The following is a 26,470-nucleotide window of genomic DNA, read 5'->3' as shown; positions in this document are numbered from 1 at the left end:
ATTATACAAAATTTTTTATTTTATTTTTCAAAAAAGTGTCTCAGTTTTAAAAGTGCTTTACCGTGAATCTGACTTACTCGAGAAAGAGAAACTCCCAAAATCTCTGCTATTTCTTTCATATTTAACTCTTCATAATAATAAAGAGATAAAACGAGCTTTTCAATTTTTGGCAGTTTCTCTAAAGCAGCTGACAATTTTTCTTTAAGTTCACGAAAGTTAATCTCCTCAAAAATATCTTTTTTATCTGATATGACTTCAAGCAGATTTAATTTATCTCCCTCTTTACTCATTACAAAATCATCAAGACTTATTACATCAGAAGCTGTTATACTCTGGTAAACTTTCTGTAATTCTGTATTGGTGATATTTAAAAAATTCGCCAATTCTTCATCTGTAGGATCTTTACCAGATTGTTTTAAGGCTGTGTAGGCGTTTTTTAAATCTTGTATCTTTTTCCTAAACTCTTTTGAAAAAACATCAAGACAGCGAATCTCATCAATTATAGCTCCTCTTATTCTGTAATCTATAAATGAATGAAGCGGAACATTTAATGAAGGGTCGTATTTATTTAATGCTTCAAGCAATCCCTTTATCCCAGCAGAAATTAAATCATCCAGTTCGAGAACAGATTGAACAATATGATAATATCTTAAAGCATAATGCTTTATTTTCGGCAAAAATTGTTTAATAAGCTTTTCTTTATCATCGTCAGAGTAAAACATAAACTATTTAATTAAAGCTTTTTTGAGGAAAAACTGCATACCTCCTTTTAATAAATTAACCTCTTTTTTAAGTAATTGCTTTGCAATTTCTGTAAGTTTTTTTGAAAAATCAGAGGTTGGATAAAGAGTTATATAGGGTTTCTGGGCAATCACAGCCTCCTTTATTTTTTCGTCATAGGGAAGTTCTCCAAGCCAATCAAGTGAAATACCAAGAAATCTTTCAGTAACCATTGAAAGTTTTCTAAAAGTCTCTTTTGCTTCTTTATGATTTTTAGTATTATTCACAACTATGCGAAAGTTGTGTTCTCCATGTTCTTTATAAAGCACCTTAATAAGTGCATATGCATCCGCAATGGAGGTTGGTTCAGCAGTGACAATCACTACTGTGTCGTGTGCTGCAGAGCAGAAAAAAGTTACATTATCTGAAATTCCTGCTCCTGTATCAATGAGAAATATATCATAGTCTTTGTCAATATTTTCAAGCTCTTCAATAATTCTCATTTTATGAACATAGTTAAGCTGAGTAAGCTCTCTTATTCCTGAACTGGCAGGAATAATATCAATTCCTTCAGGAGTTTTAACAATAATATCTTTCATTGATTTTTCACCTGAAAGCAGGTGCTTTATATTAAATTTTGGTGCTATCCCAAACATTATGTCTATGTTGCTTAAACCAATATCAGCATCCATAAGAAGCACTCTTTTTTGCATGCTTCTGAAAACTAAAGCAATATTTGTTACAAAGTTGGTTTTTCCAACTCCTCCCTTTCCACTTGAAACAGCTATAATTCTTGGCAAATTAGTTTTCACTTGCTCCTCCTATAACAAGATTTGTTATTGTCTCAGGAGGAAATACCCGGGCTTCAGGGTGTTCATAGGCTCCTGAAGTTATAAAACTTACAGGTTTACCTGATAAAACTGATAAATTATATAAATTCCCGTAAGTTTGTGCTAAATCAATTTTGCTGAAACTTATACAATCCACTGAAGCAGTATCCATTGTTGTTAAAACCCTAATACTTGAGCCTAATGACATTGATGCATCCATAACAAGGCATTTTTTTACAGGCATGTCTTTTAACAAATTCTTGAGTTGTCTAGCTATGCTTATGTTTGCATCTCCTGCAGTATCAATAAGAATCTTTTTTCTGTCAATTTCTTTGTGCATTACTTTGTAAAGTTCCTTTGAATCTTTTACAAATTTTGCTTCACATTTTAACTTTAATGCCAATTCCTTTATATAAGCAACAGATGATATTCTTGAGTCCAGTGAAAGAAGCATTATTTTTTGATTGTTGGTTCTTAAAATCTGTCCTATTTTATAAATTGTTGTTGTTTTGCCTACACCTGGTAATCCATAAAAAACAAATCCTTTTTCTTCATCAAAATTATTTTGGCATATTTTTAAGTCCTTTTCAATAGCGGTTCTTAATTCATTCATGTCATTAGCTCTTTCTATAAGCATTAAAGCAAGATAAGGTTCCACATTGTTTTTTATAAGAAAGTTGTAAAGTCCTCTTTTTGAGATATCATTAAGACAAGGGAATAACTTTGTAATACTTTCTCTTAAAAGGCTTACTTCAATTTTAAGTCTTTCTATTTCTTTAAATACTTCATGATCAACACCAGTAGTCAATCTGCTATTTAAACTGTCTTGATAAAATGCTTCACTGTCATCTATTGCAGCAGTAACCTCTACATAAGAATTATTTGAAAAAGGCTCCTTTTTAGATGAGGTTGACAGAATCACAGCATCAGGTCCCATCTCATTTTTCACTATTTCTAAAACCTCTTTAAAGCTCTTACCCTGAAATTTTTTTATTTTCATAGCAACCTCCTTAATCAGGCTTTACTGTAGCAAGCATCAATATTTTTACCCCTGAAGATATTTCCTGTGGTGATATCACAGGCAAAGAAGGAGCTATCCTTTCCATTGCCCTTTTTATAAATCTTCTTATTGCCTGGGAACATATTAAAACTGGCTGATATCCTTTAACTGTGGCTTCATCAGCCACTGCCTTTACCTTTTCAAGAGTTTTTTCCATTAAAACAGGATCTGGAGCAAAAACTGTGCCCTGAGGAGTTGTTTGTAACGATTCAATGAAAGTCCTCTCCAGAGAAGGATCAAATAAAATTGCAGAAATTGAACCGTCAGGATTCTGGAGGCTTTTTGTTATTCTTCTTGACAATGCCTGTCTGACATACTCTGTTAAAATGTCAGGATCCTTTGTTATGCTTGCATACTCTGCAAGAGTCTCAAGTATTGTCTGTAAATCTCTTATAGAAACTCTTTCTCTTAAAAGATTCTGTAAAACCTTCTGAACCTGAGAAAGAGTTAAAAGATTTGGAATTAAATCATCAACAACTCTTGGATGGGTTTTTGCAAGATTATCAAGAAGTCTCTGGGTTTCTTGTTTTCCAAGAAGTTCATAACCATAATTTTTCAAAATTTCCCTTAAATGAGTAACAATAACAGAGGATGCATCAACAACTGTAAAACCAAGCATCTGTGCCTTTGATACATCTTTTTCATCAATCCAAAGAGCATCCACATGAAAGGCAGGATCCTTTGTTGGAATTCCATCAAGTTCTTTAGTAGGACGGGCGCCAATTGCAAGGAATTTTCCAGGAATTATCTCTGATGTTGCTATCTCAACTCCTTTTATAAGAATACTGTATTGGGAAGGCTTAAGCATTAGATTGTCTTTTATATGAATTGATGGAACTATATAGCCCATTTCCATTGCAATCTGTTTCCTCAAAGAACGAATTCGTTCAACAAGAGAGCTCTCTCCTTCAACAAGTGGAATAAGACTGTATCCTATTTCAAGGGAGATTGGATCAACTTTTAAAAGACTCTCAAGTTGAGCTTCAACTGTTAAAGGTTTTTCTTCAGGTGCAGCTACAGTAGGCACTTCCTTTTCCTTTTTCTCTCTGGTTAAAAGCAGATATGCTATTGCACCAGAGACAGCTGAGATAATTATAAAGGGAAAGTGAGGAAGTCCTGGAATCAAACCAAGTAAAAGAAGCACTCCTGAAGCAGTTGCAAGAGTTTTAGGATTTTTAAAAAGCTGTTTGAGAATATCCTCTCCAAGATTTGACTCTGTTGCTGCCCTGCTTACAACAATACCTGCTGCTGTTGATGTAATCAGGGCAGGAATCTGTGCTGCCAATCCATCACCAATTGTAAGAATTACATAGGTTTGCACAGCATCAGTTATGGACATACCCTTCTGAAGCACTCCAATTAATATTCCGCCAACAATGTTTATAATCATAATAATTATCGCAGCAATTGCATCTCCACGAATAAACTTGCTTGCACCATCCATTGCACCATAGAAATCTGCTTCTCTGCTTATTTCTTCTCTTCTGCGCCTTGCCTCTTTTTCATCAATAAGACCTGCATTTAAGTCTGCATCAATACTCATCTGTTTTCCAGGCATTGCATCAAGAGTAAAACGGGCTGAAACTTCAGCAATTCTTCCAGCACCTTTCGTAATTACGATAAAGTTAATGATTACAAGAATTAAAAACACAATCAGGCCAACTACAAAGTTTCCACTTACAACAAATTCTCCAAAGGCTTTGATAACCTTACCTGCTGCTTCTGTGCCAAGCTCTCCACGAGTAAGAATAAGTCTGGTTGAGGCAATGTTCAGTGAAAGTCTCATTAAGGTTGCAATTAATAAAACTGAAGGAAATACGGAAAAATCAAGTGGTCTTCTTACATATGATGCAACAAGAATAATTAGAATAGAGATAGTTATGCTCATTGTAAGAGATAAATCAAGCATAAAGGGAGGAATTGGCACAATCATGAAAATAAGTATAAGAATTATACCAACAGCAACAAGAACATCACTTCTTATATAATTCATTATGTTCATGCAATCTGTCTCCCTTTAAGTCTATAAACAGTTGCTAAAATTGTTGCAACTGCCTTATAAAGAGCTTCTGGAATCTCTCCTCCAACAGGAATTTTATATAAAGCCCTTGCAAGAGGCTTGTTTTCATAAATTGGTACACCTGCTGCCCTTGCAATTTCTTTTATTTTTTCAGCAAGAATATTTGCTCCCTTTGCAACTACCTGAGGAGCGTTCATATTCTTTGAATCATACTTTATACATACAGCAATATGAAGAGGGTTTGTTATAACAACATCTGCCTTTGGCACTTCCTGCATCATTCTTTTTCGAGCCATTTCTCTTTGAAGACTTCTTATTCTTGCTCTAACCATTGGTGAACCCTCTGTCTCTTTAAATTCTTCTTTTATTTCCTGTTTTGTCATTCTTAAATTTCTTTCATACTGCCACCTCTGATATGCAAAATCTATACCTGCAAAAACAGTAAGCATTATAAGGCATGCAAGCATGAGCTGGTAAATCTTTTGAAATGAAATCCCGGCAATAGCTTTTACATCCATATCAACCAAAAGCGGCAAAATATTGACATCTTTTTTTAAAACAAAATATATTACCAATCCCAAAGCAACCAATTTGAAAATTCCCTTTAGTGTTTCAAATAAAGCATTGAGAGAAAACATCCTTTTTATGCCTTTAAGTGGACTTATTCTTGACAAATCTGGAACCAGAGGAGCTCCTGTAAAAAGAAAACCTGTTTGAACAAAGTGAACAACTAAAACAGCAAACAAAAGAATTCCTCCAATTGGCGCAAACTGCAGGAGAAACCATTTTGTCTCCTCTTTTATGATTACAAGAATGCTCACAAATTCTGGATTTTTCACCCTTATAAATGACTCTTTCATGTGGTTTATTATTGAAACTAAAAATGTCCCTGAAAAAACAAAATAAAGAAGAATCATACACGGACCAACTATGCTTGTAAGTTCCCTGCTTCTTGGAACTTCACCTTTTTGTCTTGCTTTTTCCCGTCTTCGCGGAGTAGCTTGCTCTGTTCGTTCTTGAAGTTCTTCTGGCATATATTACCTCAGCAAACCCATTAAAGCGTCTTTAAGATTTAAAAATGCCTTTGAAATAACCATTGTAAAAATAGGAATACTTAACCACACAATTGCAATTCCTGTTATAAGCAATAGAGGAAATCCTACAAAAAAAACATTTGCCTGAGGCATGATTCTTGATAGAAATCCAAGTCCAAGATTCATCAAAACTTGAACAAGTAGCACAGGCGCTGAAAGTTTTAATGCCAGAGGAAAAAGAAGATAGGAAAACTCAATTACATTTCCTGCAAATGAAAATTTTGCTGGTGCCTCAAATGTCTTAACCATAACTTCTACAAGACTTAGATGCAGATCAAGAGAAAAAAATAGGACTATCATAAACATCTCATAAAAAACAGTAAGCGGTCCCATAAGTTCACCAAACTGAGGATTAAAAACATTGGCAACTGCAAAACCTATCTGCATGCTCATCCATTGAGAGGCTGTCTCAACTGCTGCTATTATAACTCTTACCATTAAACCAATGGCTAATCCAAAAACCACAGCATTAAATAGAGAAATTAAAAAATTTTCTTCCTTCTCAGGGACAAATGGCATAATTGCAACAGCTACTGAAAAGGCAAAAAAGAATCTAAAAATTAAAGGAACTGTTCTACTTCCAATATATGGAAGAAAAAACACAATTACAGAAACTCTGATAAAAACAGGAATAAATTTATAAATCTCAGTTGTAAGTAACTCCAGGTAGTTCATTTTACATATAAGGAAAGATTCTCAAAAATTCCCCGTGTGAATTTTGTCATTATATTGACCATCCATGGAATTGTAAGAAGAAGAGTTAGGAAAACAGCAATAACTTTTGGAACAAAGCTAATTGTCATCTCCTGTAACTGTGTAATTGCCTGAAATAAACCAATAACAAGACCAACAATAAGGCTTACCAAAAGAACAGGACCACCAACTAAAAGTATTGTCTCAAAGGTTTGTTTTGATATATAGTTTAAAAACTCTACTGTCATTTAAAACCTCCTGCAAGAGAGCCAATTATTAACTGCCATCCATCAACCAGAACAAAAAGTAGTAATTTAAAAGGCATTGATATCATAACTGGTGGTACCATAAACATACCCATTGAAAGCAATATACTTGCCACAACAATATCAATAACCAAAAAAGGTAAAAAAATTAAAAATCCTATTTCAAAGGCTCTTTTAAGTTCACCAAGAGCAAAGGCAGGCACAACAATCTTCATTGGTAAATCCATCGGAGTTGCAGGTTTTACCTCAGTTTTTGAAAGTTTAAGAAATAATGCAAGGTCCTTCTGCCTTGTCTGCTTTAACATAAATTCTTTAAATGGAACTGAGGCTCTGTTGATTGCCTCTTGCATTGTTATTTCTTTTTTTGAAAGAGGGACATAGGCTTCATTGTAAACCCTATCAATAGTTGGAGACATTATAAAAAGTGTGAGAAATAATGCAAGACCTATGATTACCTGATTTGGTGGAACAGCAGGTGTTCCAAGAGCCTGTCTTAAAAGTGATAGAACTATAACAATTCTTGTAAAAGAAGTCATCATAATCAAAATTGCAGGTAGAAAGCTAAGTAAAGTGATAAATACAAGAATATCAACAGCAGATGAAAATCCAAAAAGTCCACCTTGAGCTTGAGGTGCTGCAAATGAAAAAGCTGGCGTTAAGATAAAACCAAGACAGAATAAGCCACCTTTAAAAATTTTTTTCCAGACAGTTTTTTCTTCTGTTTGTTCTGCCTCAAAAATTACTTTAATCTTTGAAGGATCAAGTTTACTTAATAGATTGATTCCATTTTCTGAAATTCCTACTAAAAGATATTCATCAAAGGCTTTTACAACACCTATGCCTTTTTTGTAACCTATTGGTTGATAATAAACAATCTGAATAAATCCTTTACCCGGGTTTATCTTATTTTTCATTAATCTGAGAACAATGAAAAGGGCTGCAATAATAAAAATTAAAGATGCTATGAGCTTGAAATACTCCACTTCTCACCTCATCCAAGTTGTTTTACTCTTTCCTGCGGGCTTATAATATCAGTAATCCTGATTCCAAACTTTTCATTAACCACAACTACCTCACCTCTTCCAATGAGCTTTCCATTAACATAGACCTCCATTGGTTCTCCAGCAAGTTTATCAAGTGCTACCACAGAACCCTGGGTTAACTGAAGAAGCTCCTGAACAAGAATTTTTGTAGAACCAATAACAACAGTTAATTCAAGTGGAATATCAAGAATGAATTCTATGTCTCTTATCTTGGGTTTTTCTTGAGTTAGAGTAAATTCGTCTATCTGAGGAGTTTGCACTTGCTGCTGCTTCATTGCCTTTTCCATTTCAAGAGCTTTTGCCATATCAAGCTCTTCTTCAAAATTTTCGTCTGTAGTTTCTTTAACTTCTTTTTCCTCCATTTTATGCCTCCCCTGATATTTTTATTGCATAGTTTCCTTTAAATGTGCCGAGCTTTCCTTTAAACTTCGGTACACCCTCAACAAGCAGATCCATGTCCTCGTCTATTCTTTTTTGAAGATTAACAATATCACCTACTTTAAGCTCCAATAAAGTTTTAAAATCTATTGTTACCTTACCTAAAACTGCTTCTACATTAACAGGACACTGTTTTATTTGTGCCTTAAGTCTTCCTATCCATTTCATATCTATTTCGTCTCTGTCAGCAAGAAAAGCACTGTAAAGTTTTTCCTTGATTGGCTCTACAGAAGAGTAAGGTATGCAAACCATAACTTTACATTCTCTGGTTTCAATCTCAAGCGTAAACTCTGTTTCTATAACTACATCTACAGGTGTAACAATTGTGACGAACTGAGGATTCATCTCACTGCGGATGTATTGAGGTTTTACAGGAAACACAGGTTTCCATGCTTCTTCCATAGATTCAAGAAACATCATTACAACTTTATGAATAATTCTCTGCTCAATTGGAGTAAACTCTCTTCCTTCAGGTTTATAGTATCCTTTACCAGAACCTCCGAAATAAAACTCTATAAGAGAGAAAATCATTGGCGCATCAAAAACAACAAGACTAAATCCTCTCAAAGGCTCAAGCTTTATGATATTTAAGCTCGAAGGGAAAGGAACAGAACGCAAAAAGTCATAAAATTTTGTTATGTTAACATTCACATTGACAATCTCTACAATTTTTCTTATGTCTGAAGAAAGAGCTATTCTGAAATTTCTTGCAAGACGCTCATTGATGATATCAAGGGAAGGCATTCTACCGCGAACAATTTTTTCTTGAGATGTAAAATCATAGGGTCTTATTCCAGAAGGAACTTCTGCTGTCTCTGTTTCTACTTCTCCTCCTGAAATACCTTTCAGTAAAGCATCAATTTCTTCTTGAGATAAAATTTCGTCGTTTGGCATGGCTACTGCATTACAAAATCTGTAAGATAAACATTTTTAACTGTGTTTTCGCCAAGAATCTGATTCACTCTCTGCTTTATCTCGTCCTTAAGAAGTAGCTTACCCTCAGGAGTAATTAATTCATCAGATGTTTTATTTGTAAGAAGAGTTATTATAGCATCCCTTATCTGGGGTGTTTTGTTTTTTGCCTCTTCAGCAAGTTTAGCCTGAGAAAGCTCAAGTTGAACAGTGACCTTAAGATACTTTGTTCCACCCTGATCCATCAGGTTTACCACAAATGGTTCAAGAGCAAAATTTACACCCTGAGATTCTGCTGTAGAGCTTTTAGTATGCTCAGTGCCTTTACCTTTGTCCAGGAGAAAAAAATAAGCTCCTGCTGCACCACCTACCAATACTATAGCAATAATCAAAAATAGAAATTTACTTTTTTTCTTCGGTTTTTCCGGTTGTTGTTTTGCTTCATTTTCATTGTTTTGTAATTTGGCTGTTTCTTTTGGCATAGCTTGACCTCCTCGAGTTCTTTTCTAAATTTAAAACATTCAGCATAATTTATGCCAGATTCTGGAAATTGTCTAAGATTACCATTAGAAAAAAAACAAATTTAAATATTGCCAAATTTTTGACATTTAGATTTTGTTTTTGACAGCCTATCTTGAAAACCACTTTTTTATTTCATTAATTGAAAAAAACTTTTTTATTGGTCTTCCGTGAGGACAGTGGTCAGGATCAGAAGTTTTTTTAAGCTCTTGCAATAAAGCTTTTATTTCAAAGCAGTTAATTCTGTCATTTGCCCTTAAGGAGCTGTGGCAGGCGATAGTAGCTGCAATTTTTCTTTTAATTTCAATAAAGTCTGGTTTATCAATTTCCTCTTTAATGGTAACAGCAATGCTTTCAATTATTCCTGCTATATCAGCATATTGAATAATTTCAGGTACTGCCCGGATTATTATTGAGTTTTTACCAAAATCATGAGCTTCAATACCCAGTTCTTGAAGCATTTGCAGATTCTCTTTTATTAAAACATAATCATCAGAGCTTAGATTAACAATTACAGGAAAAACAAGTTTTGCAATTTTCTCTTTCATTTTATTTAAAATTTTTTCAAAATTCACTCTTTCATGTGCAGCATGGTAATCAAGAAAAATTACTCCTTGAGGTTGCTTTACAACAACAATTGAATCACCGAGATTTAAAAATTCAAATTCTGCAGAGTCTGCAGAAAAAACAGAGATCTGTTCTAAATAGGATGAATCTGCCTGCCACTGTACAGTTTCTTCAGCAACCATTGATGATTTATACTGAAACTCAGCCATTTTAAATATAAGCTGATGAATTTTTTGACAATTGCGAAATCTTACCTCCTTTTTTGCTGGATGAACATTAAAATCTACATCCTGTGGTGGCACAGTTATAAAAATTAAAAACTGTGGATAATTAAGTTTAAAAGCTTTGTATATAGTACTCACAATAGATTGTTCCCGTACAGGCCTTCGGTTTACAAAAATCAGTTGCAGTTTTTTGTATTTTTCTTTAGGCTTCTCTCCTATAAAAAGCTCAATTTTATAGTAATCTTTTGAAATCGTTTTAAATTTAAGAGTTTCTACAATTTCTGAACCGAAAATCTGCAATACTCTTTCATAAATTGTGTCTGCCCTGGGTATGTTTAAAATTTCCTCTTCATCAATGAATAAGGAAAAAGAAATCTCTGGATAGGCAACACAGTAATTCTGAAAAGTTTCAATAATGTGTGCTTTTTCAGTATAAGAAGACTTAAGAAATTTCCTACGCACAGGAGTGTTAAAAAAAAGATCTGTAATCTGTATTGTTGTTCCTTTGGTTACTGCTGGTTTTTGCCATTTTAAAGTGCCAGCAACAAAATAGGCTTCTGTGCCGGTATTTTCTGTTATATGCTGGGTAATTATTTTTATTTTGCTTACCCGGGCAATAGAATAAAGAGCCTCACCTCTAAATCCAAGTGATGAGATTCTAATAAGATCTCTGTCGTCTTTTATCTTGCTTGTGGCATGTCTTTGAAAGGCAAGCAAAACATCCTCAGAAGCAATGCCCTCTCCATCATCAATCACTTTTATTTCAGCAATCCCAAAATTTTTTATATAAACAGAGATTGAGTTTGCACCTGCATCTATTGAGTTTTCAATAAGTTCTTTTACTACACTGGCAGGTCTTTCAACAACTTCTCCTGCAGCAATTTTTCCTACAATGCTTTCAGGAAGTATTTGAATTTTTCCCATTATTTTGTAAATTTACCACCATCCAGGTCCATATTCAAAATACCATGGAGGTGAGCCATACCACAACCATAAAGAAGGATGCCAGTAAGGTTTATATCTTTTTTTCCATAAATATGTTGCCTGAGCCTCAATAAGAGGAAAAGTATAAGGCATTGTATCAATTTTCCCTTCTTTTAACCCTTTAAATTTCCCAACAACTGTCAACAGTCTTCCTTTTGTATAGAGTTCACAGTCAAGAAAATTTTTTGAAATCACAATAAATCTTCTCTCTGAAGTATCTCCCTCCTCTGGATAGCCTTCAAAGTTTAGTAAAATAACTTTGAAAGAGTTTCTTTAAAAAGCTTGTATGTTTTCTGGTGTTCCACATAGGCTCTTTTAAAAATTGCTGGAAAATTATTTAAATCTTTGATATTTACAATGCAGTCAACACCCTTTGCAAAGGCAGAAAGCCTGTCCATTGTTGGAATTGATAGAGACAGTAAAATCACAATAATATCTCTTCTCTGATACATTGGCAGAGAAGACATAGCTTCAATTATTTCATTAAATTCTTCTGATATCACAATTAAGGACGCATCTTCAATTGCATTGAGAGCTTCTCTGGGATTAGAAAAGCTAAAACATTCAAATCCTGCTGATTTTAGATAATCAGTTAAAAATTTCTGTACTTCCTCATTTTTTTCACATACAATGGCCTTTGGCATATTTTTTATCCCTTTACTTTTTTGCCATAATCAATGTCAAGTTTTAATCCTTCTATATCTGTTGTTTTTTCTCCACGTGCTGCTTTCATTTTATCAATTTCCATAATTACATATGATCTTCTTGATGCATAGGCTACTGCAGTTTCCTCTGTAATTAATCCATGTCTGTAGAGTTCAAGAATAGACTGATCAAAAGTATGCATACCAACTGCTCCGCTTGTAGCAATAACATCATAAAAGGTTTTCTCAGCAGTCTCACCATTTATAATCAACTCTCTTATTCTGAGATTTTTGCGCATAACTTCAGTGGCTATTATTCTTCCTCCACCAATTTTTGGAAGAAGCCTCTGGCTAACAACCCATTTAAGAGTATCTGCAACCCTCAATCTTATGTAGTTTTCATCCTGTGGCGGAAACATTCCAATCATTCTTCCGATTGTCTGTCCTGCATCAGTTGTATGAAGTGTGCCAAGCACAAGATGCCCTGTCTCTGCTGCCTGCATTGCAATTTCAAGAGTTTCTCTGTCTCTAATTTCTCCAACAAGTATTACATGAGGAGCCTGCCTGAGTGCAGCTCTGAGTCCGTCTGCAAAGTTATGAAAATCTATGCCAAGCTCCCTCTGATTGAAGGTGGATTTTTTATGCTGATGAACAAATTCAACGGGATCTTCAAGAGTTATTACATGGCATGCTCTTGTTTCATTGATTATCTCCAGCATTGCTGCAAGAGTGGAGGATTTACCAGAACCTGTTGCTCCTGTAACCAAAACAAGCCCCATTCTTTCGTTTACAATCTCTTTTACAATAGGAGGAAGCTTCAATTCCTCAACTGTTGGTATTTTCATTGGAAGCTTTCTTAAAACAGCTGCGTAATTGCCTCTTTGAGAAAAAATATTAACCCTGAATCTTGCTTTTGCTATAGCATAACTTGTATCACAGTAGCCCTCTTTAAGAAGATTTTCAATAAGTCTTTTTTGATTATTCATTAATGCAAGAGCTATTCTTTCTGTATGAAAGGCGGTTAAAAACTGAATAGGCACATTTTGAAGATAAACAGGTTTTAATTCACCCCACTGAAGCACCTGAAAGGGCCTTCCAACTGTAAAGACAATATCTGAAAGTTCAGGATAGCTTTCACAGATTTGATCAAGTATCCAGTCAAGCTCCTGTTTCCTCATCCAATACCTTCCTGAGGAACTTCCTTAAGAAATCTTGCAAACTTTTGTTTGTCTGTTGCCCTTTCATAGGCATCTTCTGCAGTGATTTTACCTTCCTGAAGAAGTTGTAGTAAAGCATCGTCCATTGTCTGCATACCTAGGCTTTTACTTGTCTGCATAATTGAAAGTATCTGGTGAGTTTTTCCCTCTCTTATAAGATTTCCAACAGCATAGGTATTAATCAAAATCTCACAGGCTGCGACTCTTCCACGGCCATCAGCTCTTCTTAAAAGAGTTTGAGCAACAACTGCCTGTAAAGACTCACTCAGTGATGTTCTTACCTGTGCCTGCTGCTCAGGAGGGAAGACATCAATAATTCTATCAACTGTTTTTATTGCCGATGATGTATGAAGGGTGCTCAGAACAAAATGACCAGTTGCAGCAGCCTCAAGGGCAAGCTGAATTGTCTCAATATCACGCATTTCACCCACAAGAATTATATCAGGGTCTTCTCTAAGTGCTGCTCTCAGAGCTTTTGCAAAGGACTCTGTATGAGTTCCCACTTCTCTGTAAGATATGACACATCCTTTGTTGGGATGAATAAATTCAATTGGGTCTTCAATGGTGATTATTCTTTCTTTTCTATTAGTATTTGCATAATCAATTATTGCAGCCAAGGTTGTTGATTTTCCAGAACCTGTAGGTCCTGTAACAAGAACAATTCCTTTCTTAAGCATTGCAAAGCGCTTTAGCACCTGTGGCAAACCAAGTTGATCAATTGTTTTTATTTCATTGGGAATATGCCTGAAGGCTGCACCAATTCCTTCTTTATGCATGAAGTAGTTCACACGAAAACGAGCAACACCAGGGATTTCATGAGCAAAATCAAGATCACCTGTTTCTTCAAATACTTTGATTTTTTCCTCTGGTGTGATTTCATAAAGAAGAGACCTCAGTTCCTGATTATCAAGAACCTTATACTGAACCCTCACAAGTTCTCCATGAATTCTTAATACAGGCTGGCTTCCAGCAACAAGGTGAAGGTCACTTGCTTTGTTTTCAAGCATTAATTTGAAAAAAGCATCAATGCGAGCCATGTTTAAATTATAGCACGATTTAATAAAAGATGTGAAGTCATGTTATACTAAAAAGCAAATGATTGAGCTTATTATTTTTGACTTAGATGGCACATTAGTGGACTCCTGTGAGGACATAACGCAGGCATTGAATTATTGTCTTGAAAAATCAAGAATTTCAGGATTTTCAAAGGAGGAAGTAAAAAAAATGGTTGGAGAAGGTGTTAACCGTCTTATAGAAAAAGCTCTGGATGCAAAAAAAATCTGTCTTCCAGTTCAAGAATTGATAGAATGTTTTGTGAAATACTATAAAGAACACATAACAGACTTTTCAAAAGTTTATCCTGAAGTCCATGCAACTCTTACACAGTTAAAAAATATTAAAAAAGCTGTAATTTCAAATAAACTAACTGAACTCACTGTTAAAACACTTGAAAGTCTTGGCCTTTTACAGTATTTTGATTTTGTAGCTGGAAGCGACCTTTTTCCTGAAAGAAAACCTTCTCCGAAACCAATTATTGAAACAATAAAAAAATTCAATACCACTACGGATAAAACATTAATTGTTGGAGACAGTGAACTTGACATTATAGCAGGAAAACAGGCAGGAGTTAGGACAGTGGCGGTTACATACGGATATAGGGAAAGAGAAATTTTAAAAGAGGCTGATTTTATAATTGATAAATTCAGCGATTTATTAAAAATTGTGAGAGAGCTATGAGTTATTTTATAGTTTTTGCTGGAAAAGGTGGAGTAGGAAAAAGCACTCTTGCTGCCTTCACAGTAAAGTATCTTTCAAAGAAAAAACTTGGACCTGTTTTAGTGGTTGATGCGGATCCTAATTATTGTCTTCCAGAACTTTTAGGAGTTGAAGTCAGGGAAACAGTAGCCTCAGTAAGAGAAAATGCATTGAAAAACAAGCCTGAAGGAATGAGTCTTGATGAGTGGCTTGAAATTCAAATAAACAAAGTTGTTGAAGAAGCAAAGGGTTTTGACCTTTTAGTTATGGGAAGACCTGAAGGAAGTGGATGTTATTGCGCGGTTAACAATGTTTTAAAAAGAATTCTTCAGGAAATTGCACAACATTACAGATACATTGTTGTTGATAATGAGGCTGGAATGGAACACATAAGCAGGGGCATTTTAAGTAAAATTGATCTTTTATTTATAGTAAGCACTTTTACTAAAACTGGTATCCAGGCTGCTTTAAGAATAAATGAATTGATTAAAGAGCTTAATATAACTCCAAAAAAGAAAGTTTTAATTATAAACATGGCTTTCAGAGAGTTTGAAGAATCTGAAGAAAAAGAGCTTTTAAAACACTTTGATAGCATCTACTATGTTTTCTTTGATAAAGATTTCCTTAAACTCAGCGAAAAAGGTAGAAATGTCTTCAGTCTTTGTGGAGATGAGGCAGTATGGGTAAATTTTTACTGGATTTTGGAGAAAACAATTGAGTGAAAAATTTGATGAACTTGTCAAAATAATAGAAATTCTTCGCTCTGAAAAAGGCTGCCCCTGGGATAGGGTTCAAACCCATGATACTTTAAAACGATATCTTCTTGAAGAAGCCTATGAGCTTATTGAAGCAATTGAAAACAAAGATTCAAAAGCAATGAAAGAAGAACTTGGAGATTTACTCCTTCAGATTGTTTTTCACAGTGAGATAGCAAAACAAAATAGTAATTTTGACATAAATGATGTAATACAGACAATCATTCAGAAAATGATAAGAAGGCATCCTCATGTGTTTGCAGAGGCTGATTTCAAAACTCCAGAAGAAGTTCTTGCCCAATGGGATGAAAGAAAAAAGGAAGAGGGAAAGCTTCATGAATCAATTCTTGATGGAATTCCTCTTGCATTGCCAGCACTGCTGAGAGCATATAAAATTCAGTCAAGAGTTTCAAAGGTTGGATTTGATTGGGATAATGCTCAGGGAGTAGTTGAAAAAATTAAAGAGGAAGTTAAAGAAGTTGAAGAAGCAATTGCTTGTCAAGAAAAAAACAGAATAGAAGAAGAAATTGGAGATTTGCTTTTCAGTATTGTTAATCTCGCCCGTTTTCTTAAAATTGACCCCGAAGCTGCTTTAAGAAAAACAAACAGAAAATTTGAGAAAAGATTTAAAAAACTTGAAAAAATTGCCAAGCAAAAGGGCAAAAATCTAAAAGACATGACTCTTCAGGAAATGGATAGTCTTTGGAATGAAATAAAGAAAACTACTTAAAAAATAAAGCAAGAATTGCAACAAGAGCACCAATCTGACCAGCCCAGAAAATGAACATTCATCTTATGAGATCTGTCCTAACTCTTTCTATTTTTACCTCTAAATCTGCCTGAACTTTTTCTATTTTTACTTTTAAGTCTGAACTGACTTTCTCTATCTTTACCTCTAAATTTGCTATGTCCTGCTTTGTTGCAACTATTTCTGTAAGTGGCATAATCTTATTTTACATATCCTGTATCCTGATTACATATCCTGATGCTGTCCCTGAAAAACTACCACTACTATATGTTCCTCCTGCAGCACCCTTCATATGAACTTGACCTGAGTATGAACCACCTGAAAGATTTATAGGAGAATCTGTCAGCACTTTTGCTGCCCAAGTTCCTCCAGACCATTGTGTAGGAGCAAAAATAACAGAACCTGATGCTCCAGATGTGGCATTGAGGGTTACAGGCTGATTTAGAGTTGGATCTGCAGTATAGGTTCCACTTACACTGGCAGTTGACCACAAAATTGGTTTCTGCCCTGTTTGGGTTGAAAAGAATACAACATCATTCATGTTTACTGTTAAATTGTTTCCACTTCCACTAAAACTTGCCCGTCCAACTTCAACAACAGGTATGTCAAGTTTTCTTAATTTTTCTTGATCCTCTGTAAATCCCGTTCCTGATTTATTGCATGTTCCGTTAGGACATGCCATAGCCAAAAACTTTGATGTGTCAAGAACTACTCCAGCTGTCACTGTCTGCCAATATTTATTTGCTGGATCAAAAGTTCCCATTGTTTCACCAACAAATATTCCTGTTGCTCCATTATAAGCTCCTGGATCTGCAAAATATCCATAGGTTTTACCATGAATTACATTCTGACGATTTTGTTCATCATTTCCCCATACATCTCCTTTTAAAATAGCTCCAAATACTCCGTAACTCCCAAATCCTTCAGAATACGTTATTTTGAATGGAGCTGAAGGAGCACTATCATATGTACCTCCCATGCCAATAACTCCTACCCCAAATTCCCATGCCTTTGTAGATTCATTAACTAACATATGCACTACACTATTCTGCTTGCTTAAATTAATTCCAAAAGGATTCGAATCAATATCATTAAAAGAAGGAAAATAAAACATGTCGCCTGTATAATCTGCAGCAATAGTTACTGCTTTTACTGTATTTTCACCTTCAAGGAAAAATCTTTTTTCAAGGACGAGCACATTTCCTCTTCCATCTGTTGAGAGATTTCCAATAAAAATTCCTTTGTTAGTTGAATCATTGTATATTCCTGCCACATAGGAGCTAAAATTATAATTATAGCTACCAACTGATAATGGATCTTCGTGTTTTGCAATTCTTCCTACTAAGTAACCAGTATAGTGATTTGTATAGTTATTGTCAGATGACCATTCAATTGGAGTATAGTATAAATAGCCTGTGCTAAAATCTATTTCATTGTCATTGTCAATTATCTTTCCTAATGAATAAAGACTTCCAGAGCCTGAACTCCAGAAATTGTCTCCACCAAAATATGCATTGATGTATGCATTTGTTGGTGAAAAATCATTTTTATAAATTTTATAACCTAAGTAACTTGAGTTAATATGGATTGAATGTGAAAGTTCTACAGTAGGCTCATAACTTCCAAGCACAACTCCAACCCATTTATCTGAACCAAAATCACCAAACAGTTTACCTTCCAGTATTCCGTAATGAGTTGGTGTCATGAATCTGCCATTGAATGTTCCCGACATTTTATTTGATGAAATCTTTGCATCTGGAATACAGCCAACCCAGTAATCAGGTGTATCAGCATCATCATCTCTGTTATCCCATGAATCACCACCAAATTCAATTATAAATCCTGTTGGTGATATTGCGCTGTGAGTTCCACCAAGCTCTATTCCAAAAACACCCCATGGCTCAATTTGACTTCCTTTTTTAAGAGAAAGAGTTGCTGAACCAATTGTACCGTAAGATGTAGCATTTATATCCTGCTTTGATATTGTTGGAATTCCGCTACCACCTGTAAAAAATCCCTGATAAAAGCCCTCAATGGAGTTTCTCCATGTATTCATTGTGGAATAACCAGTTGTTTTGTTTTTTAATGCAATGATAGGTTCACTATAAAAGATTTGGAAACCCTCATAATACAAGTTATTGGATCCTTGTAATCCCTTAATGATTCCTGCAGAACTGTCAGAGCCAATGTATAATCCATAGATAGCATAATAATCCTCCGCGAATGCTCCAAAAAACCCTGTAAGCTTTAGGCTGCTTGCAGTGTTGTTTTGAAAACTACCCCATAGCATCATTGGTTCAGAGATAATAATAGAAGGAACATATCCAACTATGTAATTTTCAGTATTATATGTAACTGATTCATTTATGCTTGATGGTAAGTTCAACTGCCCTGTTTTTCCAATAAATATAGTGGACTGATCTACTCCTGAGAGTTTATCTATTTTAGTGCCATCATAATGATGACAGTATCCAGTAAGTCTGGCAGATAAATTAAGTGGCTTCAACTCTATCCATGGATAAGTAATCAATGATTTTATACCACCAGATTCAAGAGTGATTGAAGAATAACCGCTTCCTGTAAAAAGATAATCTGGCGTAAGAAGCCTGAAATAGGAAGAAGAGGGAGTTCCTTTCAATATCCAGTATCCGCTTGAGCTATCACCTCCTGCTGCAATAAATGCGGAATTAAAAGAAACAGGAGTTGAAATAGTAAGCTTAGCCACTCCCTTATTAAATCCAGTTGCTCCTGCAACACTTCCAGTTACTGTGCTGTTTGCTGAGGTATCAGTTACAATACTTCCTGAAAAGGAATGCTCATGAGGAAGAATTTCTTGAGAGGTCCACTCCCGGGTGTTACCATAACTGTCTGTTGCTTTAATATCAATCTGATAATTATTACCGTCTATAACAGGCACAGGAAAATAAACAAAATTCTTGGGGACCGTATTTATAGTTATCCAATCTCCATAAGTATTTCCTTGTTTAATCCTGTACTGAACAGTTACCTCTCTGTTTGCTGAAACTTCGTAATTCAGGGAGATACTGCCAGGTTCAATGCTTTTAAGTGTAAAATTAACACTTAAAGGCTCTATAATCGGTGTTGTCTCTGTAATTGATGGTGTTGTCTCTGTAATTGATGGTGTTGTCTCTGTAATTGGTGGTGTTGTCTGTGTAATTGATGGTGTTGTCTGTGTAATTGATGGTGTTGTCTCTGTTACTGAAGGAGTAGTTTCTGCTGTAACCTTCTCTGCAGAAGGTAAAAATGCAGGATGCTCAGCCCCTCCAGGAATCTCACCTATTTTATCTTTTTTTTCTTCACTTCTTTCTCTAAGATGCGTGATATCTCTCTGTTCCCTTTCTATTTCTTTAGGAGTCAATGTTCTTGGAGGTGATGGAGGAGAGTTCTTTTTTATTATTATGCTCTGACCAGCTCCAACATCAACAATTCTGTCTGGAAAATTTTTATTGTAACAGTAAACCCTTCCTGTGATAACAGTTACTGTTGAATATGTGGGATAGTGTGCAACTATGTAGTTTGTTCCCCTTACTCCAGCAACTGCTATTGGTGTTTTTATCTCAAATCTGTTTGCTTTTGGTGAACCCTTTATCTTTTCAATGCTTTTTTCTGCTACAGCAGCTCCCACCTTGCCTCTTGGAACATTTATAGTAACTCTGAGACTCTCTCCGTCAGTAAAATACTCGCTTATGTCAACCCTGCTACGGGGTGCAATCTTTACAACAGTTCCATCCCTGAATACTATCTCTGCCCTTGAGTCTGTCTTTGTCCTTATTATGTCATTTAAATAAACAGGCTCATTTATCTTTGCAGGGACTGCTGGAAGCTTGCCAGCCCTTAATATGTCAACCTTACCCTGAAGTGCAGTGATTTTCCCCACTTCCTCTGCATGGACTAAAGAAATAAATAAAAGGCATATAATTAATGAAAAAAAGAAAGTTTTTTTAATTTTACTTTCACACATCTAATCCTCCTTAAAAGCTAAAGCTTAACTCAAATGTGTAAATGTTTCTCCTGTAATCATAAATGGGAAAATTAGAGTCATCTCTTAAGTGATAATAGTTAAGATTTGCCCTTAAAGTTTTTGAAATATCAAAGATAACTCCAGATGTTAATGAATAAATCCTATCCCTTCTTTTTTCTGCTGTTTGAGGAAAACCTCTAACTCCTCTTCCTGTGAGTGTATTGATATTTTTGTAATTCTGCCATGTGTGGTCTGCTGCTATCTGAAGACTTAATTTTTCACTGAAAGGATATATGAGCCCGGCAGAAACTCTGTGTGCTTCACTATCCCAGTTTCTTCCCTGAGTATCATCAACTGTGTAGTCATATCTTGCATATAAAACTCCCTTCTCTTTAAAAGTATAAAAATATCCAGCTCCAATACTGTATTGATTGCCATCCCTGTCTTCATCAGGATCAAAGCCTTCCATGTACTTAAGCATCTCTCTTTTACCATATCCAACAAAGACCTGTCCTATGTGTCCAGGAAAAATCTGAATGCTCAGTGTTGGAGTAATTGAAAAAGATGACATATATTCTCTCTCATTAAGCCACATGTGGGAGTAACTCACTGGAAGTGTTATAAATCCATTTTTAATGTTTAATCCAGGAGTTAATGTAACCATGCTTAAAGTAGTGTCATATTTGAAAGAATGAAAATAATTTTTTGTGTAGATACTTAGTTCTCCTGTAAAAAATAAATCTCCCTCAGACAGTGTTCTATAACTAAGCCTCAGGGTATTTATTATAGCAGAATCTCTTTTCCCTGAAATTTCATCTACTGCTGTAATTCCTATTGTTCCTGTAGGTTTTGATACAACATTGTCATCATACTGATATGCCATACTTAATGTTATACTCCATTGCTTGAATGCTGTCTTAAGGGCTGTTAGGTAATCAGAAGCAAACTCTGCAATATCAGTTTTTGGTTCAATCTTTATCAAATTCTCAAGAGTTTTCATTGCTTCTTTTGGTCTTTTCTCTGCTGTATATGTAAGTGCTATCTGTAAATCTGCTGCTTGAGTGAGTGCTGGATCAATAGATTTTGCTTTTTCAAAGGCTTTTCTTGCATCATCAAGCCTGCCCATTTTTGAAAGAACAAGGCCCTTGAGAAACATTACCCTTGAAGGCATGACAAACTCCTTTTCAGCCTCATTAAGCCACTTTATTGCCTCATCAAGCTCTCCAAGATGATATAAAACTTCAGAAATCTCAACATAGGCATCATTTATTTTTGGTTTGCCAGTAAGGCTTTGTAAAAAATAATCCTTTGCAGCTATGTAATCTCCAGTCTGTTTGTATGTGAGTCCGAGATAAAAAGCTGCAGTTGTTGATGGCTTTGTTTTATAAACTTCTTTTAATAAACCTAAGGCTTCCTCATAGTTTTCCTGTTTATATTGCTCAATTCCTTTTTGAAGAAGATCTTCTGCAGATAGCAAAGCGGGAAGAAATATCAAAATCAATACTATCAGAGCATTTTCAAGTATTGGTTTTAATATTATTTTTAACATAAAATATTTTTACCATAATAAAATTGGGGAAGTCAACTATTTTTTTATAAATTTTTTTTATATTTTTATCAAAAAATCAAATTCTTACCGGGATTCCTTTTTGTCTTAAATACTCCTTTGCCTCTCTTATTGAGTATTCTCTGAAATGAAATATGGATGCTGCAAGGGCTGCATCTGCTCTGCCAAAGGCAAAGGCTTCATAGAGATGCTCTAAGGTGCCTGCGCCTCCTGAGGCAATAACTGGTATTGTAACAGCCTCTCCAATTGCCTTCGTAAGCTCTATGTCATAACCTTCACGAGTTCCGTCTCTGTCCATACTTGTAAGTAAAATCTCACCAGCACCGAGTTCTTCCATTTTCTTTGCCCATGCAATAGCATCAATTGGACGCATGAGCCTTCCACCATGAGTGGAAAGAACAAATTTTGAGTTTTCATTATAAAGAACATCCTTGAGTTCAGGGTCATCAAACCATTGTTCAGGTGGATAAGCTTTTGGATTGAATGTTTTATCAACTCTTTTTGCATCTATTGCAATTACTATGCACTGTGAACCAAAACGGCTTGATGCTTTCTGAATAAAGTAAGGGTCACGGACAGCTGTTGTATTTATTGAAACTTTATCAGCACCTGCATTTAGAAGATCTCTTATGTCATCAATGGTTTTTATGCCACCACCTACAGTAAGTGGCATGAATACAACAGATGCTGTTCTTTCAACAACATCAATTATTATTTTTCTTTTTTCATGGGATGCTGTTACATCAAGAAATACAAGCTCATCAGCCTCTTCTTCCTCATAGTAAAGAGCATTTTCAACAGGGTCTCCCGCATCCCTTAAATTGAGAAAGTTTACTCCTTTAACAACTCTTCCATCCTTAACATCAAGACAGGGGATTATGCGTTTAGCAAGCATAGGCTCTCCAAAATCAAAAGATTTCTAAGCACCTTTCCCATTGTCTCCTGAAGCTTTCCAAAACGATAAGACATCTGATCTATATAACCTCTTCACTTAATCGCATTTACCATCTCAATTGCTTCTTTTAAATTTATTGCACCTGAATAGATTGCCTTGCCTGTTATTACTCCCCAGAGGTTTTTTATTTTTGCAAGTCTTTTTATATCTTCAATTGATGAAACTCCACCTGAGGCAATGACAGGGATTGTGACAGCCTCAACAAGCGCTTCTGTTGCCTCTATATTTGGCCCTGTAAGCATTCCATCCCTTGATATATCTGTATAAATTATTCCCCAGACTCCGTAATCCTGCATTCTAAGGGCAAGTTCTGTTGCCTTTAGATCTGTAACTTCAACCCAGCCCTTTACTGCCACAAACCCATCCTTTGCATCAATGCCGGCAATTATTCTGCCCGGGAATCTTTTGCATACCTCTTTTACAAAATCAGGATTATGAGCTAACAGTGTTCCAAGAATTACTCTGTCAACTCCTGAATTTAAAAGCAATTCTATGTCCTCTATTTTTCTTATTCCTCCACCAACTTCTATTGTGCCATAGAAAACTTCTCTGATTTTTTTTATTGATGAAAGATTAATAAGCCTACCTTCTTTAGCTCCATCAAGATCAACAACATGAAGCACTTCTGCGCCTTCAGCTTGCCAGCGTAATGCAGCTAACTCCGGATTGTCATAATAAACTGTCACTTTATCAAACTTACCCTGAAGTAGTCTTACACATTTTCCATCTTTGAGGTCAATTGCTGGAATTATCTTCATTCCTTAGTATAACATAAAAAAATGGATGAACTTGCAAAGGAGTATGTAATTGATTTTTTTACGAAAAGACTAATTCACTTCAAAAACTCTCCTGAATCAGTGGGATGGACACGCACAGGTCAGTTGCTCCGATATGAAACAGTTCTTAAACTAATTGAGCCTGAGGGTAAGACTCTGCTTGATTTTGGCTGTGGTAAAGGAGATTTTTACGGCTTTTTGAAGGAAAAGGGTGTCAGATGTCGCTATACTGGCATAGATATAAATCCTTCGCTCATAGAGTTTGCACGAAAAAACTATCCTGAAGCTGAATTTCATGCTATGGATATTGAAAATGAACCATTATCAGAGTTTTTTGATCTTACTGTTGCAATTGGTGTATTCAATCTTGCAGTGCAAGATGTAAAAGAGCTTATGCAAAGATGCCTGAAAATACTTTTTCAGCATACAACTGAGCGAGTCATTCTTACATGCCTTAATGAAAAAACAAAATTAAGAGACATCGGTGTTACTTATTTTTCTGTAAAAGAGTTACAGAGATTTGCCTCCACCTTTACAGGAAAATTTAAAGTTTTAGATAATCTTATAGAGGGCGATTTATTTTTAATTCTGGATAAAAAATAGGTTTTGTTTGCAAATAAATTCCATACTAACTTAAAATAAAATTTATGGAAAATCTCATTGATGTAGCTAAAAGAGTTCTTACAATTGAAGCACAATCTCTTCAGGAGCTTAAAGAAAGAATTAACGAAGACTTTCTCAAAGCTGTTGAGATAATTCACAACTCAAAGGGAAGGGTTGTTGTAACAGGAATGGGCAAGTCAGGTCTTGTGGGAAGAAAAATTGCAGCAACTCTTGCATCCACGGGAACGCCTTCATTTTTCATGCATCCTGCTGAAGCAAGTCACGGTGATCTTGGCATGGTTACAGAGGATGATGTTGTAATTGCCATAAGTAACAGCGGTGAAACAGAGGAAGTCTTAAGGCTTATTCCCTATCTTAAATATTTCAATGTGAAGATTATTGCTCTCACAGGAAATCCTAATTCAACCCTTGCCAGACAGGCTGATGTGACACTGGATGTATCAGTAAAAGAGGAGGCTTGTCCATTTGGATTTATTCCAACTGCATCTACAACAGTAACACTAGCAATGGGAGATGCTCTTGCAGTTGCGTTAATAATGCGAAATGGATTTAAAAAAGAGGATTTTGCAGTATTTCATCCTGGAGGCTCTCTTGGAAGAAAAATGCTCACAAAAGTTAAAGATTTAATGCACATGGGAGAAGAACTTCCAGTTGCCCATCCTGATACTGTAATGCTTGATGCTGTGCTTGAGATTTCATCAAAAAGACTCGGAGTTGTTGTAATAGTTGATGAAAAAATGAAAATTCTTGGAATCATTACTGATGGCGATGTGCGAAGAGGTGTTCAGAAATACGGTAAGGAACTCTTTGAATTAAAGGTTTCTGAGATTATGACCAGAAACCCAAAAACAATAAATGAAGAAGAACTTGCAGCAGTTGCTCTTTCAACAATGCAAAAATATTCTATAACAAGCCTCGTTGTTCCTGCCAGTGATGGTACACTTAAAGGCTTAATTCACATTCATGATATTCTTAAAAAAGGCATTTTTTAATGAAAGTTATTTACAGAGCTTTAACCAGGGAGCTTATTCAGAACATTGTCCTTTCAATAGCCTTTTTAAATGCTGTTTTGATAATTGAAAAATTGTTTAAACTAAGTAAAATATTTGCCTCTGTTGGAATAGATTTACCAAACCTTTTTTTGCTCATAATTCTTTTGCAGCCTCAGTTACTTATTTTCACAATCCCGATGGCTTTGCTTCTTGGTGTTTTGCTTACTTATGGAAGAACTCAGGCAGACAATGAAATGACAATATTTATGGTAAGCGGTATGCCATATAAAAAGGCATTCAAACCTGCTTTATACATTGGAACAGCAGCATTTTTTCTCACTACTCTGATGAGTTTTTATCTTGCCCCAGCAGGAGTAAGCCTTGTGAGAGAAAAAATTTTAAATATTCTTGTGGAAAGAGCACCTCTTGGACTGGAGGAAGGAGTTTTTAATCAGGGATTTAAAGATGTAACAATTTTTGTAAAAGAAAAACCTGATAATTTACATTTAAAAGAAGTGGTGATTTTTGATGAGAGAAAAAAAGAGACAAAAATAGTGATTGCCAGGGAAGGACTTATTAAAAAGGAAAAAGACGATATAATTTTAAGTTTGTTAGACGGGAAAGCCTATTTTAAGAGAGGAACATCCTTAAATGAAGTAATCTTTAAAGAATATATATTCAAGCTTTCTCCAAATATAGACCCAATAGCAAAAAAAATCAGTGAACTTTCTTTAATTGAACTTATTTCAAAAATTGTTACTGAAGGTTCAAAAAACATAGATTATAAACTGGAACTTTATAAGAGATTGGCTTTACCTATTTTATGCATTATAAGTGTTTTTTTAGCTCCTTCATTATGTCTTATTGTCGGGAAAAGTGGTAGAATTGGAGGAATTACAGTAGGGCTTGCTATATTTGCAATTTATTACATTTTCATGATATACGGAGCAAATGTTGCAAAGGCTGGAAAAACATCAGCAGAAATCGGCTCTCTTATGCCTGTTTTAGTCATGGGATTTTTAGCTTTCATTATTTATTTCAGGATTAAAAAATGACCATTAAAATTATTCTAATACAGGTTTGAG

27 protein-coding genes and 1 pseudogene are annotated in these 26,470 nt (G+C 35.2%); 6 read left to right on the top strand and 22 right to left on the bottom strand.

Annotated elements, in window-relative coordinates; genetic code table 11:
• Nucleotides 1–20 precede the first annotated feature (20 nt).
• The 17 genes and pseudogenes from V4D31_RS01885 to V4D31_RS01805 all read right to left on the bottom strand — a co-directional run bounded on the left by V4D31_RS01885 (nt 21) and on the right by V4D31_RS01805 (nt 14,268).
• Nucleotides 21–722: a FliA/WhiG family RNA polymerase sigma factor gene (locus tag V4D31_RS01885; protein WP_353686556.1), complete on the bottom strand. Its 702-nt coding sequence runs from the start codon at nt 720–722 to the stop codon at nt 21–23.
• 3 nt (nt 723–725) lie between these two features.
• Nucleotides 726–1,532 carry a MinD/ParA family protein gene (locus V4D31_RS01880; protein ID WP_353686555.1) on the bottom strand — a complete coding sequence of 269 codons (807 nt, stop codon included), beginning with the start codon at nt 1,530–1,532 and terminating at the stop codon, nt 726–728.
• Nucleotides 1,522–2,550 carry a hypothetical protein gene (locus V4D31_RS01875; RefSeq protein WP_353686554.1) on the bottom strand — a complete coding sequence of 343 codons (1,029 nt, stop codon included), beginning with the start codon at nt 2,548–2,550 and terminating at the stop codon, nt 1,522–1,524. Before V4D31_RS01875 ends, V4D31_RS01880 begins: the two co-directional genes overlap by 11 nt.
• A 10-nt stretch (nt 2,551–2,560) precedes the next feature.
• Nucleotides 2,561–4,612 carry a flagellar biosynthesis protein FlhA gene (gene flhA, locus V4D31_RS01870; RefSeq protein WP_353686553.1) on the bottom strand — a complete coding sequence of 684 codons (2,052 nt, stop codon included), beginning with the start codon at nt 4,610–4,612 and terminating at the stop codon, nt 2,561–2,563.
• On the bottom strand, nt 4,609–5,664 hold the full coding sequence (gene flhB, locus V4D31_RS01865) for a flagellar biosynthesis protein FlhB (RefSeq protein ID WP_353686552.1): 1,056 nt from the start codon (nt 5,662–5,664) through the stop codon (nt 4,609–4,611). The genes flhA and flhB overlap by 4 nt, the downstream gene beginning before the upstream one ends.
• A gap of 3 nt (nt 5,665–5,667) precedes the next feature.
• On the bottom strand, nt 5,668–6,399 hold the full coding sequence (locus V4D31_RS01860) for a flagellar biosynthetic protein FliR (RefSeq protein WP_353686551.1): 732 nt from the start codon (nt 6,397–6,399) through the stop codon (nt 5,668–5,670).
• Entirely contained in the window at nt 6,396–6,665 is a 270-nt protein-coding gene (fliQ, locus tag V4D31_RS01855) for a flagellar biosynthesis protein FliQ (RefSeq protein WP_353686550.1), read from the bottom strand. The genes V4D31_RS01860 and fliQ overlap by 4 nt, the downstream gene beginning before the upstream one ends.
• Complete coding sequence (gene fliP, locus V4D31_RS01850; RefSeq protein ID WP_353687071.1) at nt 6,662–7,378, bottom strand: flagellar type III secretion system pore protein FliP; 717 nt, start codon at nt 7,376–7,378, stop codon at nt 6,662–6,664. Before fliP ends, fliQ begins: the two co-directional genes overlap by 4 nt.
• A 27-nt stretch (nt 7,379–7,405) precedes the next feature.
• Nucleotides 7,406–7,597 (bottom strand): annotated as a pseudogene (locus tag V4D31_RS01845) (flagellar biosynthetic protein FliO); the annotation flags it as partial.
• A gap of 77 nt (nt 7,598–7,674) precedes the next feature.
• Entirely contained in the window at nt 7,675–8,088 is a 414-nt protein-coding gene (gene fliN, locus V4D31_RS01840) for a flagellar motor switch protein FliN (protein WP_353686549.1), read from the bottom strand.
• Between the two features lies 1 nt (nt 8,089).
• Entirely contained in the window at nt 8,090–9,058 is a 969-nt protein-coding gene (fliM, locus tag V4D31_RS01835) for a flagellar motor switch protein FliM (protein WP_353686548.1), read from the bottom strand.
• A gap of 2 nt (nt 9,059–9,060) precedes the next feature.
• Nucleotides 9,061–9,558 carry a flagellar basal body-associated protein FliL gene (locus tag V4D31_RS01830; RefSeq protein ID WP_353686547.1) on the bottom strand — a complete coding sequence of 166 codons (498 nt, stop codon included), beginning with the start codon at nt 9,556–9,558 and terminating at the stop codon, nt 9,061–9,063.
• 147 nt (nt 9,559–9,705) lie between these two features.
• On the bottom strand, nt 9,706–11,310 hold the full coding sequence (gene mutL, locus V4D31_RS01825; RefSeq protein WP_353686546.1) for a DNA mismatch repair endonuclease MutL: 1,605 nt from the start codon (nt 11,308–11,310) through the stop codon (nt 9,706–9,708).
• 12 nt (nt 11,311–11,322) lie between these two features.
• Nucleotides 11,323–11,565, bottom strand: coding sequence for a Slp family lipoprotein (locus tag V4D31_RS01820; protein ID WP_353686545.1), 243 nt, complete (start codon nt 11,563–11,565; stop codon nt 11,323–11,325).
• Nucleotides 11,566–11,615: 50 nt separating this feature from the next.
• Nucleotides 11,616–12,014 carry a hypothetical protein gene (locus V4D31_RS01815; RefSeq protein WP_353686544.1) on the bottom strand — a complete coding sequence of 133 codons (399 nt, stop codon included), beginning with the start codon at nt 12,012–12,014 and terminating at the stop codon, nt 11,616–11,618.
• Between the two features lie 5 nt (nt 12,015–12,019).
• The gene (locus V4D31_RS01810; protein WP_353686543.1) at nt 12,020–13,192 is read right to left on the bottom strand and encodes a PilT/PilU family type 4a pilus ATPase; all 1,173 of its coding nucleotides are present in this window, start codon (nt 13,190–13,192) and stop codon (nt 12,020–12,022) included.
• Nucleotides 13,189–14,268, bottom strand: coding sequence for a type IV pilus twitching motility protein PilT (locus V4D31_RS01805; protein ID WP_353686542.1), 1,080 nt, complete (start codon nt 14,266–14,268; stop codon nt 13,189–13,191). Before V4D31_RS01805 ends, V4D31_RS01810 begins: the two co-directional genes overlap by 4 nt.
• Nucleotides 14,269–14,326: 58 nt before the next feature.
• Here V4D31_RS01805 and V4D31_RS01800 point away from each other — a divergent pair, with 58 nt between their 5' ends.
• Genes V4D31_RS01800 through mazG form a run of 3 tightly spaced genes read left to right on the top strand, consistent with a single transcriptional unit; the run spans nt 14,327 to nt 16,471 of the window.
• Nucleotides 14,327–14,968, top strand: a complete 642-nt coding sequence (locus V4D31_RS01800) for an HAD-IA family hydrolase (protein ID WP_353686541.1) — start codon at nt 14,327–14,329, stop codon at nt 14,966–14,968.
• Entirely contained in the window at nt 14,965–15,708 is a 744-nt protein-coding gene (locus V4D31_RS01795; protein WP_353686540.1) for an AAA family ATPase, read from the top strand. Before V4D31_RS01800 ends, V4D31_RS01795 begins: the two co-directional genes overlap by 4 nt.
• Entirely contained in the window at nt 15,701–16,471 is a 771-nt protein-coding gene (gene mazG, locus V4D31_RS01790; RefSeq protein WP_353686539.1) for a nucleoside triphosphate pyrophosphohydrolase, read from the top strand. The genes V4D31_RS01795 and mazG overlap by 8 nt, the downstream gene beginning before the upstream one ends.
• A 58-nt stretch (nt 16,472–16,529) precedes the next feature.
• Here mazG and V4D31_RS01785 read toward each other — a convergent pair whose 3' ends face one another.
• From V4D31_RS01785 to hisA, 5 genes are all read right to left on the bottom strand, one after another.
• Nucleotides 16,530–16,685, bottom strand: a complete 156-nt coding sequence (locus V4D31_RS01785; protein ID WP_353686538.1) for a hypothetical protein — start codon at nt 16,683–16,685, stop codon at nt 16,530–16,532.
• A gap of 9 nt (nt 16,686–16,694) precedes the next feature.
• Entirely contained in the window at nt 16,695–20,471 is a 3,777-nt protein-coding gene (locus tag V4D31_RS01780; RefSeq protein WP_353686537.1) for a FecR family protein, read from the bottom strand.
• Between the two features lie 10 nt (nt 20,472–20,481).
• Nucleotides 20,482–22,020 (bottom strand): tetratricopeptide repeat protein, encoded by a 1,539-nt coding sequence (locus tag V4D31_RS01775; RefSeq protein WP_353686536.1) that lies wholly within the window; start codon nt 22,018–22,020, stop codon nt 20,482–20,484.
• A gap of 76 nt (nt 22,021–22,096) precedes the next feature.
• Nucleotides 22,097–22,933 carry an imidazole glycerol phosphate synthase subunit HisF gene (gene hisF / locus V4D31_RS01770; protein ID WP_353686535.1) on the bottom strand — a complete coding sequence of 279 codons (837 nt, stop codon included), beginning with the start codon at nt 22,931–22,933 and terminating at the stop codon, nt 22,097–22,099.
• Nucleotides 22,934–23,025: 92 nt separating this feature from the next.
• Nucleotides 23,026–23,751: a 1-(5-phosphoribosyl)-5-[(5-phosphoribosylamino)methylideneamino]imidazole-4-carboxamide isomerase gene (gene hisA / locus V4D31_RS01765; protein ID WP_353686534.1), complete on the bottom strand. Its 726-nt coding sequence runs from the start codon at nt 23,749–23,751 to the stop codon at nt 23,026–23,028.
• A gap of 21 nt (nt 23,752–23,772) precedes the next feature.
• On the opposite strand from hisA, the gene V4D31_RS01760 reads away from it, so the two are divergent.
• The 3 genes from V4D31_RS01760 to V4D31_RS01750 are packed head-to-tail and all read left to right on the top strand — an operon-like array spanning nt 23,773 to nt 26,440.
• Nucleotides 23,773–24,372, top strand: a complete 600-nt coding sequence (locus tag V4D31_RS01760; protein ID WP_353686533.1) for a class I SAM-dependent methyltransferase — start codon at nt 23,773–23,775, stop codon at nt 24,370–24,372.
• Between the two features lie 44 nt (nt 24,373–24,416).
• Complete coding sequence (locus tag V4D31_RS01755) at nt 24,417–25,385, top strand: KpsF/GutQ family sugar-phosphate isomerase (protein WP_353686532.1); 969 nt, start codon at nt 24,417–24,419, stop codon at nt 25,383–25,385.
• On the top strand, nt 25,385–26,440 hold the full coding sequence (locus V4D31_RS01750) for an LptF/LptG family permease (protein ID WP_353686531.1): 1,056 nt from the start codon (nt 25,385–25,387) through the stop codon (nt 26,438–26,440). The genes V4D31_RS01755 and V4D31_RS01750 overlap by 1 nt, the downstream gene beginning before the upstream one ends.
• Nucleotides 26,441–26,470 lie beyond the last annotated feature (30 nt).

This window comes from Thermodesulfovibrio sp. 3462-1, from assembly GCF_040451425.1.
GTDB lineage: Bacteria > Nitrospirota > Thermodesulfovibrionia > Thermodesulfovibrionales > Thermodesulfovibrionaceae > Thermodesulfovibrio > Thermodesulfovibrio obliviosus.
This window is presented reverse-complemented; position numbering and strand designations above follow the sequence as displayed.

Bases quoted from the DNA above. Each gene is read 5' to 3' on its own strand.
- V4D31_RS01805 (WP_353686542.1), bottom strand. From the start codon at position 14,268: ATGGCTCGCATTGATGCTTTTTTCAAATTAATGCTTGAAAACAAAGCA.
- V4D31_RS01795 (WP_353686540.1), top strand. From the start codon at position 14,965: ATGAGTTATTTTATAGTTTTTGCTGGAAAAGGTGGAGTAGGAAAAAGC.
- flhB (WP_353686552.1), bottom strand. From the start codon at position 5,664: ATGCCAGAAGAACTTCAAGAACGAACAGAGCAAGCTACTCCGCGAAGA.
- fliN (WP_353686549.1), bottom strand. From the start codon at position 8,088: ATGGAGGAAAAAGAAGTTAAAGAAACTACAGACGAAAATTTTGAAGAA.
- mutL (WP_353686546.1), bottom strand. From the start codon at position 11,310: ATGGGAAAAATTCAAATACTTCCTGAAAGCATTGTAGGAAAAATTGCT.
- V4D31_RS01775 (WP_353686536.1), bottom strand. From the start codon at position 22,020: ATGTTAAAAATAATATTAAAACCAATACTTGAAAATGCTCTGATAGTA.
- V4D31_RS01815 (WP_353686544.1), bottom strand. From the start codon at position 12,014: ATGCCAAAGGCCATTGTATGTGAAAAAAATGAGGAAGTACAGAAATTT.
- V4D31_RS01800 (WP_353686541.1), top strand. From the start codon at position 14,327: ATGATTGAGCTTATTATTTTTGACTTAGATGGCACATTAGTGGACTCC.
- fliM (WP_353686548.1), bottom strand. From the start codon at position 9,058: ATGCCAAACGACGAAATTTTATCTCAAGAAGAAATTGATGCTTTACTG.
- V4D31_RS01885 (WP_353686556.1), bottom strand. From the start codon at position 722: ATGTTTTACTCTGACGATGATAAAGAAAAGCTTATTAAACAATTTTTG.
- V4D31_RS01760 (WP_353686533.1), top strand. From the start codon at position 23,773: ATGGATGAACTTGCAAAGGAGTATGTAATTGATTTTTTTACGAAAAGA.
- V4D31_RS01780 (WP_353686537.1), bottom strand. From the start codon at position 20,471: ATGTGTGAAAGTAAAATTAAAAAAACTTTCTTTTTTTCATTAATTATA.
- hisA (WP_353686534.1), bottom strand. From the start codon at position 23,751: ATGAAGATAATTCCAGCAATTGACCTCAAAGATGGAAAATGTGTAAGA.
- V4D31_RS01810 (WP_353686543.1), bottom strand. From the start codon at position 13,192: ATGAGGAAACAGGAGCTTGACTGGATACTTGATCAAATCTGTGAAAGC.
- flhA (WP_353686553.1), bottom strand. From the start codon at position 4,612: ATGAACATAATGAATTATATAAGAAGTGATGTTCTTGTTGCTGTTGGT.
- V4D31_RS01860 (WP_353686551.1), bottom strand. From the start codon at position 6,399: ATGAACTACCTGGAGTTACTTACAACTGAGATTTATAAATTTATTCCT.
- V4D31_RS01750 (WP_353686531.1), top strand. From the start codon at position 25,385: ATGAAAGTTATTTACAGAGCTTTAACCAGGGAGCTTATTCAGAACATT.
- fliQ (WP_353686550.1), bottom strand. From the start codon at position 6,665: ATGACAGTAGAGTTTTTAAACTATATATCAAAACAAACCTTTGAGACA.
- hisF (WP_353686535.1), bottom strand. From the start codon at position 22,933: ATGCTTGCTAAACGCATAATCCCCTGTCTTGATGTTAAGGATGGAAGA.
- V4D31_RS01755 (WP_353686532.1), top strand. From the start codon at position 24,417: ATGGAAAATCTCATTGATGTAGCTAAAAGAGTTCTTACAATTGAAGCA.
- V4D31_RS01785 (WP_353686538.1), bottom strand. From the start codon at position 16,685: ATGCCACTTACAGAAATAGTTGCAACAAAGCAGGACATAGCAAATTTA.
- V4D31_RS01830 (WP_353686547.1), bottom strand. From the start codon at position 9,558: ATGCCAAAAGAAACAGCCAAATTACAAAACAATGAAAATGAAGCAAAA.
- V4D31_RS01875 (WP_353686554.1), bottom strand. From the start codon at position 2,550: ATGAAAATAAAAAAATTTCAGGGTAAGAGCTTTAAAGAGGTTTTAGAA.